The following is a 13205-nucleotide window of genomic DNA, read 5'->3' on the forward strand; positions in this document are numbered from 1 at the left end:
TCTTTGATTTTCATTGAGTATAAAATAAAAGACTAGCCCTAGTAGTGAAAAAACTAGCATCTCACAAACAGATGCTAGTCTTATCTATAAATGGTAATATCAATCTTACATTATTTTTCAAAATACTTCTTAGTCTCAGCGATAACGACTGGTGATAAGGCTAAGAGCGCAATCAAGTTTGGTAGAGCCATGAGGGCATTAACAATATCCGCAATGACCCAGACCATATCCAACTCGATAAATCCTCCCAGCAAGACCATGAGTACAAAGACCACACGATAAAGCCAGATAAAGCGAACGCCAAAGAGAAATTCAAAACAACGCTCTCCGTAATAGTTCCATCCCAAAATCGTGGTAAAGGCAAAGAGTACCAAGAAGACCGTTAAAAGAGCAGGTCCAAAGAAAGAAAATACTGTAGAAAAAGCTGACTGAGTGAGAGCAACACCATCTAAATTACCATTCCAAACCCCAGTCACTAAGATTGTCAAACCAGTCAAGGTACAGATGATCAAGGTATCAATAAAGGTTCCTGTCATAGAAATCAAACCTTGCTCCACCGGTTCGTTGGTCTTAGCTGCCGCAGCCGCAATGGGAGCCGAACCCAATCCCGACTCATTTGAGAAGACACCACGCGCCACACCATTTTGAATAGCCATCCGAACACTAGCTCCTGCAAATCCTCCCACTGCAGCTATGGGACTAAAAGCTGATGTGAGAACCAGTGAAAGTGTTGCCGGTACTTTATCGATATTAAAGAAAATGACTGTCAATGTTCCCAAAATATAGATAATAGCCATAAAGGGAACAACTGTAGTTGACACCTTTGAAATGGACTTAAGCCCACCAAAGACTGCGATCCCTACGAAAATAGATAAAACAAGTGCAGTAATTGTCGGATCAATACTAGCCGTATTTTGCACGGATTCTGTAATGGAATTCACCTGGGTAAAAGTACCAATCCCTAAAAGTGCAACTAGTACTCCAGCTACAGCAAAGAAGATTGCAAGAGGGCGCCATTTTTCGCCCATCCCTAGAAGGATATAGTGCATCGGTCCTCCTGCTACCGCACCATGATCATCCTTGGTTCGATATTTGATAGCAAGTAGTCCTTCTGCATACTTGGTTGCCATTCCAAAGAAAGCAGCCACCCACATCCAAAAAAGAGCACCTGGTCCACCAACCTTGATAGCCGTTGCAACCCCGATGATATTTCCTGTACCAACAGTTGCTGCTAGGGCTGTACACAAGGCAGCAAAGCTCGAAACATCACCATGTCCCTTGTCTTTGGTAAAAATAAGCTGGAAGGCCTTAGGGAGACGCAAAATTTGTAAAAGTCCTAAACGAAGGGTCAAGTAAATCCCTGTACCAACCAATAAGATCAAAAGGGGTGGTCCCCATACAAAAGCGTCTATTTCTTTTAGCAAATTTAACATGCATTTCTCCTATCTAATCAACCCCAAAAGAAAGAGCACATGCTAGAAACATGTACTCTGGAATGCATCGATAAATGCCAAAAAGCGCTCTATCATTGCTCTGTCCTTTTACCTGAGAGTTTGAGCAGTTGCCTGCCTTGCCCCTTCGGTGCCTTTACGGTCTCTCCAGAGTTCCGTCCATTTACAGTCATGAAAAATCGAAGGATTTTCCACTTCTATTAAACTTCATTCGGTGTTGTATTTAATTTTTTCTTATTTTACAAGAAAAAGCAGAACTTGTCAATTATTTTCAGAAAAAATTATTAAATTTTCATTCGTTTCGCATTATCCCTTAAAGGTAACGATAGTCGCTCCAGATCCACCAGCATTTTGTGGTGCATAGCCAAAGCTCTTGACTTGCTTGTTTCTTTGTAAGTATTTGGTTACTCCTTCACGGATGACTCCTGTACCGATACCATGGATGATATCAACTTGGGCCATATTGTTGAGTAGAGCTTGGTCTATAAAGGCATCCAAGGCTTCCATAGCTTCCTCGTAGCGTTTGCCACGAAGGTCTAGTCTGGCCTGTGGGCCTTTGCCTGCTGCACGTTTGACGACGTTGACTTGTTTCTTCTTGACTGGTGCTTCTTGCTGAGCCTGAACCAAGTCAAACTCTTTTTCCTCAAGCGTCATCTTGATTAAGCCAACTTGAGCTTCCCAACGACCATCCTTGAGTTGATTGGTCAAGGTACCACGTTGACCATAGCTTAGAACGATGATATCATCCCCAACTTTTGGAGCTCGTTTTTTCTTGGCCTTTTGGAGGACCTTATTTTTAGAAAGGTCAACTTTTTCAGGGGCTAATTTTTTGAGTTTAGCCTTGGCTTCGATAATCTCGTGCGGTTTTAGTTGAGATTTACTGTGAAGTTTTTTTAAAATATCGTCACTTTCAGCCAGAGCCAAGTCAACAATCTCAGCAGCTTGTTCACGCGCTTTATTGAGTTCTGTTTCCTTTTCACGATTGAGCTCATTGTAGAGTTTTTTAAGCGCACGGTTCATCTTGAGGTTTTCTTGCTCGACTTTACGAATATTCTCAAGACGTTTACGGCTTTCAAGCGTCTGCTCTTCCAATTGCTCAATAATACGATTGACATCATTGTCTTGGTTAATCTGCTTGCTAGCGTCACCTACAATAACATCCGACAATCCTAAACGTTTAGCAATCTCAAAGGCATTGCTTCGTCCTGGAACTCCCTGCATAAAGCGATAGGTTGGTCGTAGGCTAGCTGTATCAAATTCCATACTTGCATTTTGAACATAGGCCGTTTCAATCCCATAGGCCTTGAGTTCAGGATAGTGAGTGGTTGCCATGGTCTTAACCTGTCGCAAGCGCAAGTCTTCTAGGATTGACATGGCAAGGGCTGCACCTTCCTGAGGATCTGTACCTGCTCCAAGCTCATCAAGTAGTAAGAGCGAGTTTTGATTGACCTTACCAAGAATATCTACGATATTGGTCATATGACTAGAGAAGGTTGACAGACTTTGCTCAATGGATTGTTCGTCTCCGATATCTGCGAAAATCTCCTCGAAAATCCCTACTCGACTGCCCTTATCGGCTAGAATTGGCAGACCAGACTGGGCCATCAACTGCGTCAAACCTAAGGTCTTGAGCATAATGGTCTTACCACCTGTATTAGGACCCGTGATGACGATAGCTGTTAATTCTTTGCCAAAGTGCACATCATTTGCGACTGCATTTTTTACAAGAGGATGACGAACGTGAAGCAGTTGAATCTCCTGTCCCTCAGACACTCGAGGTACTACTGCCTCCGTCTCTTGGATAAAGCGAACCTTAGCACGAATCAGGTCCAAATGTCCAATAATCCATGCATCATTGGCGATTTCAGCTGCATGAGGTCTTACTCTTTCAGAGAGTTCTTGGAGGATACGCATCATCTCATAGCGTTCGTCTGCACGAAGACTTGCAATCTCCTCACTTAGCTTGACCACTTCACGTGGTTCGATATAAACAGTGTTCCCACTGGCAGAGATATCATGAACCACACCAGCAATCTTGTTACGATAGGTATTTTTGACAGGAAGAACTTGACGACCATTTCTACTTGCGATGATACCTTCTGTCAGCATCTGAGCTTTTTGTTTGAGAAGGTCTTGCAGGACATCACGGACTTGACTTTCACTATCATGGATTTTTCGACGGATTCGTGCCAAATCCTCACTAGCAAAGTTCTCAATAAATCCAGCTTCGTTGATGGCTTGTAGATTTCCCTGTAAATGTGGGAAGTCATGAAGTTTCTCAAACCAGTTAGCTAGGTGGTCTAAACGTACATTTTCAAGATTGTCATAAAAATTCTGCAATTCACGACTGGCAAAGATGACACGTTTGAGAAGGAGAAATTCCTCGATATTGAGGTCAGCACCCATCTCCAAACGTTTGGAGGTCGCTGCAATATCTTTTGTTGCAGAAATGCTGAAATGAGGATGCTCGACAAAGAGTTCTTGCATTTCCTTCATCTCTGCAAAAGCTTGCTTAATCTTGTCTCCTTTATCAGTCGGAGCAAGTTCTTTCAACTGCTCTAGTCCTTGCTCGGTCAAAAGATGAGGCTCAAATAAAGCCTTGACCTTATTAAATTCTAATGTTTCTAGTATCTTTTTATTCATTTTATTTTCCTTCATAATGAGCGAACAATTTTTAAAATTCTCACTCTTTTCAAAAAGGCTCCTAAACTATTGAAATTGTAAACAAAAGGCTAGGAATAGTTCCCGCCCTTTTATCCGATTATTTTGGTTACCCAAAGTTGTTTAATCACATGACTAGTGATGGGAACACTCTGGATGATATGTTTAGCTACAAAACTGTTTTCAAGTGAATTTTGAACAATTTGTAAAGGAACAGTCGCAAGAATGGTCAGTATCATCTGGAGGACAAATAAGGTCACAGCCAGAGATAAAACACCTGCACCTATACGGAAATATTGGCCCTCTAGCTTTTTAGTCGGTAGAAGATTAAGAAAGAGACCCACCAAACGACCAATGCAATAAAATACAGTAAAGGCTAAGAGGTAACCAATCCCTGCATAAAAGACCTTGTCCAGTTGGAAAAGTTGATCGGATGGGAAAAAGAAGGTTCCCTGTCCTTCCTGTGGACTTGCATATGGGATCAACAAATCAAATTTTTTCCCTAAAGATTGATAAAAATTTCCTGCAAGAAGAGCTGAAATCACAGTTGCTACAAAATAGTAAATCTGTAGAACCAAACCTCTACGATAACCGATATAAAAGCTCCATGCAAGAACCAATAAGAGAAGGACGGAAATCATAGGGAATCCTCAATCTTGCTCTGTTCTTGTTTAGTCGCTACAACTTGATGACGGAGGGCGTCTAATTCTTGTTCCTTATCATCAAATTCAATCTCACGGCTGAGTTGAGTTGACAAGCTATTGACTGCTAATAAAATAGCGATTGTCTCATCATCCGCCCCAGGCATTTGCTCTTTAATTGCTTCATATTTTTCTGTTGCGACCTTGGCAATTTCCTCCATAAAGAGGTTGTCATGCTCAGTTGTTAGGGTCAATGTTTTTTTTCCGAATGTAAACTTGTATCGATTTAAATTTGCCATAAAATTCACCTCACGATATTATACCAAATTTCACTTAGTTTGTCAGTTTTTACCAATTCTACGGCTTTTATGGTACAATAAGAGTTATGGCAAGTATTACATTAACTCCGAGCGAAAAGGAAATCCAAGCCTTTGTTCAGAAATATGAACAAGCACTGACTCCTAGTAAAAATCCTTATATTCGCTATTTTTTGAAGCTTCCGCAGACAAGTGTTTCCATCTACACATCAGGAAAAGTGCTCTTGCAAGGAGAAGCTGCTGAACGTTACGCCAGCTTTTTTGGTTATCAGGTCAGCCCAGTAGCTAGTGGACAAAACTTTCCGATGATTGGAACTGACGAAGTAGGAAATGGTTCCTACTTTGGTGGTCTGGCTGTAGTAGCATCCTTTGTGACTCCTGACCAGCATGACTTCCTACGAAAATTAGGTGTAGGGGATTCTAAGACTCTGACAGACCAAAAGATTCGTCAGCTTGCTCCTCTGCTTAAGGAAAAAATTCAGCACCAAGCTCTACTGCTTTCTCCAATCAAGTATAATGAAGTCATCGGTGAGCGCTACAATGCCGTTTCTGTCAAGGTAGCCCTGCACAATCAAGCCATTTTTCTCCTTCTCCAAAAGGGAGTCCAGCCAGAAAAGATTGTGATTGATGCCTTTACTAGTACTCAAAACTATGAGAAGTACTTAAAAAATGAAGCTAATCATTTTTCTAATCCAGTCAGCCTAGAGGAAAAAGCTGAAGGTAAGTACTTAGCTGTCGCAGTAAGTTCTATCATTGCACGTGATCTCTTTCTAGAAAATCTCGAAAATCTGGGTAGAGAACTTGGTTATCAACTTCCAAGTGGGGCTGGAACGGCTTCTGATAAGGTAGCTAGCCAAATCCTTCGTGCCTATGGTATGCAGGGACTCAACTTCTGCGCCAAACTACACTTTAAAAATACTGAAAAAGCAAAAAAAATGCTAGAAAGGTAAATTATGAAATATTTAAAATCATTTTTAAAAGAGTGGGGAGTTATCTTCCTACTTATTACACTAGTAGGTCTTAGCCGTCTCTTTCTCTGGAGCAATGTCCGCGTAGAAGGACATTCTATGGATCCTACCCTGGCAGATGGAGAAATCCTCTTTGTGGTTAAACATCTCCCAATCAATCGTTTTGATATTGTGGTTGCTCATGAAGACGATGGGAACAAGGATATCGTTAAACGGGTCATTGGTATGCCAGGAGATACTATCCGTTATGAAAGCGACAAGCTCTATATCAATGGTCAAGAAACTGATGAGCCCTATTTAGCAGAATACCTTAAGAGTTTCAAGGAAGATAAACTCCAAAGCACTTATACTGGAACTGGTTGGGACGGCAAAAAGGGCGAATACTTTAGAAGTTTAGCTCAAAAGGCTCAGGCCTTTACCCTAGATGTTAATTACAACACTAGCTTTACCTTCACTGTTCCGGAAGGAGAATATCTCCTCCTAGGTGATGACCGTCTGGTATCTAGCGACAGTCGACATGTTGGTACCTTTAAGGCAAAAGATATCATCGGTGAAGCCAAATTCCGCTTCTGGCCACTCAAACGTATCGGAACATTTTAAAAACTAGGAAGAGGCCGAGAATTTCCCATCTCAGCCTCTTCTCATTCTATTTTGACTAAATCTGGGATAAATTTTCTCAGAAATTAATGTAAGGAATTTTATGGAAGTTTATTTTTCAGGCACCATTGAACGCATTATTTTTGAAAATGTCAGCAATTTTTTCCGTATTTTACTTCTAGATATTGAGGATACCAATGCTGAAGACTTTGATGATTATGAAATCATTGTCACAGGTACCATGGCTGATATCATTGAAGGAGAGGAATACACCTTTTGGGGACAAATTGTCCAACACTCCAAGTATGGGGAACAGCTACAAATGACTCGCTATGAGAGAGCCAAGCCGACTAGTAAGGGCTTGGTCAAGTATTTCTCCAGCAGCCATTTTAAGGGAATTGGACTCAAAACAGCTCAGAAAATTGTGGATATTTACGGAGATAACACTATTGACAAAATCTTAGAAAATCCAGACAAACTCCAGTCTATCTCCGGACTCTCTGCTAAAAATCGTGAAGCCTTCGTCTCAACTCTTCGTCTTAATTACGGAACAGAGATGGTCTTAGCCAAACTGGCTAATTACGGCATCCCAAATAAGCTAGCCTTTCAGATCCAAGACTTTTACAAGGAAGAAACGCTAGAGATTGTCGAGAACTATCCCTATCAACTGGTCGAGGATATCAAGGGTTTGGGATTTACCATCGCTGACCAATTGGCCCAAGAACTGGGAATTGAAAGCCAGGCTCCTGAGCGCTTCCGTGCGGGTCTTGTCCATAGTCTCTTTCAAGGTTGCATGGAGACAGGAGATACCTATCTGGAAGCTAGGGACTTGTTGGAGCAAACCCTCAACCTTCTTGAATCCTCCCGTCCAGTCGAACTAGATCCGAGTCAAGTTGCCCAAGAACTTGCTTATCTGATTGAAGAAGATAAGGTCCAGCAGATTGATACCAAAATCTTTGATAATAGCCTCTTTTTTGCAGAAGAAGGGATTCGCAGTCATCTCATCAGAATCCTCGAAAAAGATCAAAGTAAAAAACAGGATCTAGAGACTATTCAAGACCATATCGCAACTGTTGAGGAAGAACTGGGGATTGAGTATGATAGTATTCAAAAACAGGCCATCTGTGATGCTATCCAAAACAAGGTCTTTATACTTACAGGTGGACCTGGTACTGGTAAGACAACTGTTATCAATGGCATTATCGCTGTCTATGCTCTTTTGAAAGGACTGGACCTCAAGAAAAAGAGCAATTTACCCATTCTCCTAGCTGCTCCAACTGGTCGCGCAGCCCGTCGTATGAACGAATTGACAGGTCTACCAAGCGCTACCATTCACCGCCACCTGGGCATGACTGGAGATGACGATACTAGCCATTTGGAAGATTATCTGGATGCTGACTTTATCATTGTTGACGAGTTTTCGATGGTAGATACTTGGCTGGCCAACCAGCTCTTCTCCAACATCTCTTCAAACAGTAAAATTCTCATCGTGGGTGATAGCGACCAGCTGCCTTCTGTCAGTCCTGGACAAGTCCTAGCAGATTTACTCCAGATACCAACCATCCCTCAAACACGTTTGGAAAGAATCTACCGTCAGAGCGAAGAATCAACCATCGTCACTCTTGCAAGTCAGATTCGCCAGGGAATATTACCTGCAGATTTTACCCAGAAAAAAGCAGACCGCTCCTACTTTGAAATCGCTAGTAACCATATCCCTGCTAGCATTGAAAAAATCCTAGGTGCTGCTATCAGAAGTGGCATTCCTGCTCGCGACATTCAGGTTCTTGCCCCTATGTACCGTGGAACTGCAGGTATTGATGCCATCAACCAGCTCATGCAAGACCTCCTTAATCCTCCACAAAAAGACCAGCTTAGCTTTGAAGCTCCTCAGTGTCACTATCGAACAGGAGATAAGGTTATCCACCTAGTTAACGATGCAGAGGTCAATGTCTTTAACGGAGACTTAGGCTATATCACAGACTTGATTCCAGGAAAATACACCGAGTCCAAGCAGGATGAGATTGTCATCGATTTTGATGGTAACGAGGTTTCCTATCCTCGAAATGAATGGTACAAGATTCGTTTAGCCTATGCTATGAGTATCCACAAGTCACAGGGTAGCGAGTTTCCCGTCGTTATTCTACCTATCACCAGTGCAAGCAAGCGCATGTTAGAGCGTAATCTCATCTACACTGCTATCACTCGGGCCAAAAGTAAACTGATTTTACTAGGCGAAATACAGGCCTTTGACTATGCAACTCAACATATCGGAACAGCTCGTAAGACCTATCTAATTGAACGTTTCGCTGACCTAATGGAGGATGCCGATGAAACAAACCAACTTGCAACCGATACTGCCATCTCAACAGACACTGAACAATCCTACATTCTAACCGAAGACAACTGGTCTAATATTCCAGCCATGATTGGGATTACTGAAGAAGACCTGCAGGAATTTTTCGGAGAATAAAGCACAAGAGAGTGTGGGACAGAAATCGGTAATTCGTTAGAATTCGATTTCGTCGTCCCACCTCCGCACAGTTGAGTAGGGCTGTAAAAGCTGATGAAATCAGCGTAGTAGAGCCCACTCAACCACTGCGTCTTGCTCGACAATCCAAAGACAATTAAAAGGCTAGGACTTTTGTCCCAGCCTTTTATCTTGTATAGATTATTTTACTGTTGCAGTGCTTGTGATCAATTCAACAGCTTTTTTCACTGCGATATCGTGTTTCAACATTTCAGCTGAAAGCAAGCTTTGTACTTGTGCAACTTCCATGTTGTAATCTGCAGCCAACTGCTCGATTTCTTTTTGGATTTCTTCTTCTGAAGCGTCAAATCCTTCAGCTTTGGCAACTGCTTCGATAACAAGGTTAGTCTTCGTACGTGACTCAGCTTCTCCCTCGTATTGTTTGTGAAGGTCTTCTTGAGTAGTTCCAGTGATTTGGAAGTACATGTCAGGGTTGATACCTTGACGTTGCAAGTTTCCAAGGAATTCATTTACTGAACGGTGAACTTCTTCGTGGATCATTTCTTCTGGAAGTTCTACGATTTCAGCATTTTCAACTGCTTTATCGATTGCTGCACCTTCAACTGCATCCTTGTATGCTTCTTCTTTAGCAGCAGCCAATTCGTTGCGGTATTTTTCTTTCAATTCAGCAAGTGTTTCAACTTCTTCATCAATATCTTTTGCAAGCTCATCGTCAAGAGCTGGAACTTCTTTAGCTTTTACTTCGTGGATAGTTGTCACGAATTTAGCTTCTTTACCAGCAAGGTCTTCTGCTTGATAGTCTTCTGGGAATGTTACGATAACGTCAACAGTTTCACCAGCTGAGTGACCTACCAATTGGTCTTCGAAACCAGGGATGAATTGACCTGAACCAAGTCCAAGTGAGAAGTTTTCACCTTTTCCACCGTCAAATTCAACACCGTCAATAGAACCAACAAAGTCGATAACAACAGTGTCGCCGTTTTCAGCAGCAGCTTCTTTGATCACCAATTCAGCCAAGTTGTTGCGTTCGCGTTCGATACGCTCTTCAACGTCAGCATCTGTTACTTCTTTTTCTACATCAACTGATACTTCAAGGTTTTTGTAGTCACCCAATTTTACTTCAGGTTTTGTAACAACTTCAGCAGTGATAACCCAGTCTTGACCTTTTTCCATTGAAGTCACGTCAATTTTTGGTTGCGCAACGACTTCAAGACCAGCTTCTTTTACAGCTGCTTCATAAGCGTTTGGCAAAAGAGCGTTCATAACGTCTTGGTAAAGTGATTCTTCACCAAATTTTTGGTCAAAGATAGGACGTGGAAGGTGACCTTTACGGAAACCTGGAACATTAAGAGATTTCTTTACTGAGTTAAATACACGATCCAATTCTGGTTTGATTTGGTCTTGAGAGATAGTGAAAGTCAAGACACCACGGTTTGTTTCTTTGTTTTCAAATGATACAGACATTCTGTCATTTCTCCTTAAAATTTTTTTAAATACAGTCTATTATATCATATACTGGTAACTTTTTTCAAGTCAGAACCGAGTTTTCAGAACTGCTTGAGATACTTGCTAATTCTAAATCACTGTTTTATGGCTAAATGTATCCGATTTATCAAGAAAAAGTATTAAAAACTAATTTCAAAGAAAAAATTACCTTTGGAACAGAGAAATACGATTTCACTCCAAAAGATTTATCTAGAAATCCTCATGCCCTACTAAGTGATGCTGAAAGGCATATACTGCTGCCTGGGTGCGGTCACTAACCTGAAGCTTTGCTAAAATATTGGATACGTGGGTCTTGACTGTCTTGAGAGAGATAAAAAGCTCATCAGCAATGCGCTGATTTTCATAGCCCTTAGCGATTAGTTGAAGGACATCTCGTTCACGAGCTGTCAGATCTTCATGTAGTTCAATATGATTGCGGTTATATTCTACCTTCTTACTCACCTCTTGTTCGATAGCTAGCTCTCCAGCTGCCACCTTTTGAACAGCATGGAACAATTCATCGGCACTTGATGTCTTGAGCATATAGCCTTTAGCCCCAGCATTTAAGACTGGCATGATTTTTTCATTGTCTAGGTAAGAGGTCACGATTAATATTTTAGCTTCTGGCCATTCTTTGAGAATAGCAAGGGTTGCATCAATCCCATTGACTTCAGGCATGACAATATCCATGACAATCACATCTGGACGAAGCTCCAAGGCCATGGAAATTCCTTCCGCACCATTGGTTGCTTCTCCTACAATCTCTACATCATCTTGTAATTCAAAATAACTTTTTAAACCAAGACGCACCATTTGGTGGTCATCTACTAATAATAGTTTCATTTCATTTCCTTTTGTTAGTCACTCAAGCAAGGGAATGCGGATATCCACTGCCAAACCCTGCTTAGGAGCCGTCATCAATTGTACTGTCCCAGCCATATCTTCCACTCGTTCTTTGACATTGCGTAGACCATAGCTTAGTTCATCAACATCATCTAGCTGAAAACCGCGACCATTGTCTGCAACCTTCAACTGTAATTCCGTTTCCGTTTGATAAAGGTAAACATCTAGACATGAAGCTTGGGCATGACGGAGTGTATTACTAATCAATTCTTGTACAATCCGAAAAATATGTTCTTCAATCTTTTTAGGTAGTGCAATTACCTGATATTTAAAGCTTACCTTCAGTTCACTTTTTTCTTCTAGCTCTTTGAGGAGTAGCTGAATACCCTCCACCAAGCTTTTTTGTTCCAGTTCAATTGGTCGTAAATGCAAAAGAAGAATGCGCAAGTCTCTTTGAGCTGTCTCTAAAATGGCAGTCACACTTTGGAGTTGTGTTTGCATCTTCTCTCTGTCTAATTTGGAAGCTTGTTGACTGAGCCCTGATAAAATCATATGGGCAGCAAAAATTTCTTGGCTAACTGTATCATGTAAGTCACGCGCGATTCGCTTTCGCTCCTTTTCAACAATTTCTTCTTCTTTGACCAAGGCCTGATTGTCCGCTTTTTGAATAGCTTCTGTCAACAAACCGAGCTTACCTGATAAATTTCTAAAACTTGCGTCTAAGTCAGCATCTCCCAGACTTTCTATATCTTTGCCAGCTAGGAGACGTTTGAGATTTGCTTGGATTCTTCTTCTCGAAATTTCATCAACCATTGTCCAGAATAGGACTAATAAAAAGGCTAGGGCAAGACTAAACATCAGGGCTAGAAAAAGGACTTTTTCTGCCTTTTCTAGATCCTGAAAAAGAGAAGTCCACTCCAAATCCAAAATCTTAAAAATGTTTCGAAATAGAAAAGCAACAAAGAGAAATGAGGTGAGACCAATTAAAATATAAGGTTGTTTTTTCATCCTCTCACCACCTCAACATCTCCAACCATGGTTGTTAAGAAAATCTTTATACTCTTAGGACTCTTGAGATAATCTCTGGTTTCTTGGTGAAATTGCTCATTGCGCAAAGCACGTTTAGGCTGGTCAAAAAAGGTTAAATCTCCGTACAGAGAATTAACACTAAGGCTGACTTCTACATCCACTGGTACAATAATTCTAGTCGTACCGACCAGTTTTCTCAAGATGATAACATTATCATGATTGCTTAAAATGACATGTTCTAGATGAATGGTATCTTTCCCCATAAGGCGAAAGAGATTGATATCATCAAAACGACAGGTCTGATAACTTGAGAAGTGATGGAGATTTCCAAACCAGCGATTTTTCTCCTTCTTCACCGTCACTACTTCTTCAAAGACTAGGTTGGTGTCTTCTCTTTCCTGATTCATCATAGGATAAATCAAGAACAGACTATAAATCAAAGCCACAAAGATAGCCATGATGACAAAGGGATTGAGCATGATGATAAAGAAAAATAGGATGCTCACTGCTGCTAAAATAAAATTGTTCCCCTGTCTTCCAGTATAGTATCGAATCAGCAGTAAAAACAAGAGCAAGATCAACAGAAAACGGGAAAAATGCTCTGATACCATCATAATCAGAGCTCCTGTTAATAAACAAGCTTCAATAAATAGAAAAATTTGGAATTTTCGCATGTATCCGTCCTCTCTATTTTATTGTATCACAAAACCAAAAAGTCACATCAG

Annotated in this window: 11 protein-coding genes and 1 riboswitch; of the genes, 3 read left to right on the forward strand and 8 right to left on the reverse strand. The window is 41.1% G+C overall.

Translation table 11 applies throughout. From position 1 onward, the window contains the following. Nucleotides 1-110: 110 nt before the first annotated feature. From HMPREF2619_RS06060 to zapA, 4 genes are all read right to left on the reverse strand, one after another. A complete protein-coding gene (locus HMPREF2619_RS06060) occupies nt 111-1433 on the reverse strand; it encodes an alanine/glycine:cation symporter family protein (RefSeq protein WP_070460035.1) in 1323 nt (440 codons plus the stop codon). 90 nt (nt 1434-1523) lie between these two features. Beyond that, nucleotides 1524-1612: riboswitch (glycine riboswitch) on the reverse strand. Nucleotides 1613-1757: 145 nt separating this feature from the next. Beyond that, entirely contained in the window at nt 1758-4094 is a 2337-nt protein-coding gene (locus HMPREF2619_RS06065) for an endonuclease MutS2 (protein ID WP_070460038.1), read from the reverse strand. A 110-nt stretch (nt 4095-4204) separates the two neighbouring features. Beyond that, nucleotides 4205-4753, reverse strand: a complete 549-nt coding sequence (locus HMPREF2619_RS06070) for a CvpA family protein (RefSeq protein WP_070460040.1) — start codon at nt 4751-4753, stop codon at nt 4205-4207. Then, complete coding sequence (gene zapA, locus HMPREF2619_RS06075) at nt 4750-5052, reverse strand: cell division protein ZapA (RefSeq protein WP_049503020.1); 303 nt, start codon at nt 5050-5052, stop codon at nt 4750-4752. The genes HMPREF2619_RS06070 and zapA overlap by 4 nt, the downstream gene beginning before the upstream one ends. 86 nt (nt 5053-5138) lie before the next feature. On the opposite strand from zapA, the gene rnhC reads away from it, so the two are divergent. The 3 genes from rnhC (at nt 5139) to HMPREF2619_RS06090 (ending at nt 9105) form a co-directional block, all read left to right on the forward strand. After that, nucleotides 5139-6020, forward strand: coding sequence for a ribonuclease HIII (rnhC, locus tag HMPREF2619_RS06080; protein ID WP_070460042.1), 882 nt, complete (start codon nt 5139-5141; stop codon nt 6018-6020). 3 nt (nt 6021-6023) lie between these two features. After that, entirely contained in the window at nt 6024-6638 is a 615-nt protein-coding gene (gene lepB, locus HMPREF2619_RS06085) for a signal peptidase I (protein WP_070460045.1), read from the forward strand. 100 nt (nt 6639-6738) lie between these two features. Then, nucleotides 6739-9105: an SF1B family DNA helicase RecD2 gene (locus HMPREF2619_RS06090; RefSeq protein ID WP_070460048.1), complete on the forward strand. Its 2367-nt coding sequence runs from the start codon at nt 6739-6741 to the stop codon at nt 9103-9105. Between the two features lie 198 nt (nt 9106-9303). On the opposite strand, the gene tig is transcribed toward HMPREF2619_RS06090, so the two are convergent. From tig to liaF, 4 genes are all read right to left on the reverse strand, one after another. Next, nucleotides 9304-10587: a trigger factor gene (tig, locus tag HMPREF2619_RS06095; protein ID WP_070460051.1), complete on the reverse strand. Its 1284-nt coding sequence runs from the start codon at nt 10585-10587 to the stop codon at nt 9304-9306. Between the two features lie 231 nt (nt 10588-10818). Next, nucleotides 10819-11451, reverse strand: coding sequence for a response regulator (locus tag HMPREF2619_RS06100; RefSeq protein ID WP_070460053.1), 633 nt, complete (start codon nt 11449-11451; stop codon nt 10819-10821). A gap of 18 nt (nt 11452-11469) precedes the next feature. Further along, entirely contained in the window at nt 11470-12459 is a 990-nt protein-coding gene (locus HMPREF2619_RS06105) for an envelope stress sensor histidine kinase LiaS (RefSeq protein ID WP_070460056.1), read from the reverse strand. Further along, nucleotides 12456-13154, reverse strand: coding sequence for a cell wall-active antibiotics response protein LiaF (liaF, locus tag HMPREF2619_RS06110; RefSeq protein WP_070460059.1), 699 nt, complete (start codon nt 13152-13154; stop codon nt 12456-12458). The genes HMPREF2619_RS06105 and liaF overlap by 4 nt, the downstream gene beginning before the upstream one ends. Between the last annotated feature and the right edge of the window lie 51 nt (nt 13155-13205).

It is taken from the genome of Streptococcus sp. HMSC074B11 (genome assembly GCF_001808705.1).
Taxonomy (GTDB): domain Bacteria; phylum Bacillota; class Bacilli; order Lactobacillales; family Streptococcaceae; genus Streptococcus.

Coding starts and splice junctions, on each gene's coding strand:
- HMPREF2619_RS06060 (WP_070460035.1), bottom strand. CDS start 1,433: ATGTTAAATTTGCTAAAAGAAATAGACGCTTTTGTATGGGGACCACCC.
- HMPREF2619_RS06065 (WP_070460038.1), bottom strand. CDS start 4,094: ATGAATAAAAAGATACTAGAAACATTAGAATTTAATAAGGTCAAGGCT.
- HMPREF2619_RS06070 (WP_070460040.1), bottom strand. CDS start 4,753: ATGATTTCCGTCCTTCTCTTATTGGTTCTTGCATGGAGCTTTTATATC.
- zapA (WP_049503020.1), bottom strand. CDS start 5,052: ATGGCAAATTTAAATCGATACAAGTTTACATTCGGAAAAAAAACATTG.
- rnhC (WP_070460042.1), top strand. CDS start 5,139: ATGGCAAGTATTACATTAACTCCGAGCGAAAAGGAAATCCAAGCCTTT.
- lepB (WP_070460045.1), top strand. CDS start 6,024: ATGAAATATTTAAAATCATTTTTAAAAGAGTGGGGAGTTATCTTCCTA.
- HMPREF2619_RS06090 (WP_070460048.1), top strand. CDS start 6,739: ATGGAAGTTTATTTTTCAGGCACCATTGAACGCATTATTTTTGAAAAT.
- tig (WP_070460051.1), bottom strand. CDS start 10,587: ATGTCTGTATCATTTGAAAACAAAGAAACAAACCGTGGTGTCTTGACT.
- HMPREF2619_RS06100 (WP_070460053.1), bottom strand. CDS start 11,451: ATGAAACTATTATTAGTAGATGACCACCAAATGGTGCGTCTTGGTTTA.
- HMPREF2619_RS06105 (WP_070460056.1), bottom strand. CDS start 12,459: ATGAAAAAACAACCTTATATTTTAATTGGTCTCACCTCATTTCTCTTT.
- liaF (WP_070460059.1), bottom strand. CDS start 13,154: ATGCGAAAATTCCAAATTTTTCTATTTATTGAAGCTTGTTTATTAACA.